Consider the following 1,722-nt stretch of genomic DNA (forward strand, 5'->3'; position numbering starts at 1 on the left):
GTCAAACAAATTACCGACAACCAATTTATGGAAGTCCTTATGGCGCCGAAGTTCACCGCCGAAGCCCTCGAAATCGCTGCCGCCAAGAAAAACGTGCGCGTATTGGAAGTGCCGCTTGAGGCAGGTGCCAACCGCTTCGAACTCAAACGCGTCGGCGGCGGACTATTGGTGCAAACGCCCGATATCCACCGCCTCAGCCGCGCCGATTTGAAAGTCGTCTCCAAACGCCAACCGACCGAGGAAGAATGGAACGACCTGATGTTTGTCTGGAACGTCGCAAAATACGTCAAATCCAACGCCATCGTCTTCGGCAAAGGCGGTCAAACCTACGGCATCGGCGCAGGCCAAATGAGCCGCGTGGACAGCACCCGCATCGCCGCCCGCAAAGCGCAAGATGCCAATCTCGACCTCAACGGCGCCTGTGCCGCTTCCGATGCCTTCTTCCCATTCCGCGACGGCGTGGATGTCATTGCCGAGCAGGGCATCAAAGCCATCATCCATCCGGCAGGCTCCATGCGCGACCAAGAAGTCTTTGACGCAGCGGACGAACACGGCATCGCCATGGTCGTAACCGGCATCCGCCATTTCCGCCACTAATAAGCTGATATAAAATGAAGGCCGTCTGAAAACCGATTTCAGACGGCCTAAGTTTTAATAAATGGGATAAGTCATGTCTTTTAGCCAAGCTGAGTTGGCAGATTTTGCTGCCAATCTTTTTGTTAACTATGACGAAGGTTTTGAAGGGGATACGCCGCTTACGGATGAGATTATTGCACGCGTGGAAGAGGAGCTGGGCTATTCTCTGCCCATTGATTATATAGCTTTGATGCGCCTGAAAAATGGCGGTAGTTTGAAACGTTGTTTTTTTCGTTATGCCGATACGGATGGATATGAATGCGAACTAATGGTTCGTGGTATATATGGTATTGGTTTTGCGAATAATAATGCCTTGTGCGGTCAAATGGGTAGCCGTTTTTTGGAGGATTCCAAAAATCACGCATTGCCGCATATTGGTGTTTACTTTGCCGAAGAAGATAGCGGGCACGGATTTTTTGCGCTGGATTACCGCAATATAAATGCCGATGGTGAGCCATCGGTTATCAATATTTATTTGGATAATTTTCATGAGGAATATATTGCCGACAGCTTTGCTGATTTTGTCCGTCGTTTGACTGCAGACGAGTAAGTAGAGCGGATAAGTAGTTAGGATTTCAAATATTCCTGTTACCGATAAGCTGATATAAAATAAAGGCCGTCTGAAAACAAAGTTTCAATATCGTGAAACCCGTTTTCAGACGGCCTTCTTTAATCATCAAACAATTTAGCGGCTTAACTGCAAATCAGGATAAAGCAACTAAGCCCCAGCCCGTCCAATTCATGCAGCAACGCAACGCCACAAAAGTCTAAAACCAACCCACTCAGAGAAAAAAACATGAAACACATTCTCCTCATCCTTGCCCTCGCCACACTCACCGCCTGCGCCTCCAGCCATACCGGTGGCTACGGCTATGCCGGCAACAACGGCGCTTCCGCAGGCGTGACCCAAACATTCCGTTGGTAAGGCCGTCTGAAAAAACAACACAGTTTTCTACAATAGAGAACAAACAAATCCCAAACGTAAAGGCAAGTTTTACACTTGCCTTTTTAACGCTGTCCATCGGCTCAATAGCGCATAAATTCGTATCATTTGGTTACTATTTATATGTTAGGAAAGGTCAAGGC

General features: G+C 48.1%; 2 protein-coding genes and 1 pseudogene. All 3 read left to right on the forward strand.

Annotated elements, in window-relative coordinates; all coding sequences use genetic code 11:
• Positions 1-597: pseudogene (purH, locus tag ACTHS3_RS12360) on the forward strand (bifunctional phosphoribosylaminoimidazolecarboxamide formyltransferase/IMP cyclohydrolase); the annotation flags it as partial.
• Positions 598-670: 73 nt separating this feature from the next.
• Positions 671-1,186: an SMI1/KNR4 family protein gene (locus ACTHS3_RS12365; protein WP_070608574.1), complete on the forward strand. Its 516-nt coding sequence runs from the start codon at positions 671-673 to the stop codon at positions 1,184-1,186.
• A 246-nt stretch (positions 1,187-1,432) separates the two neighbouring features.
• Entirely contained in the window at positions 1,433-1,561 is a 129-nt protein-coding gene (locus ACTHS3_RS12370) for a hypothetical protein (protein ID WP_273620690.1), read from the forward strand.
• Positions 1,562-1,722 lie beyond the last annotated feature (161 nt).

This window comes from Neisseria sp. P0009.S007 (genome assembly GCF_051962515.1).

Excerpts from the sequence above, each read along its gene's own strand:
- ACTHS3_RS12365 (WP_070608574.1), top strand. The coding sequence starts at position 671 with ATGTCTTTTAGCCAAGCTGAGTTGGCAGATTTTGCTGCCAATCTTTTT.
- ACTHS3_RS12370 (WP_273620690.1), top strand. The coding sequence starts at position 1,433 with ATGAAACACATTCTCCTCATCCTTGCCCTCGCCACACTCACCGCCTGC.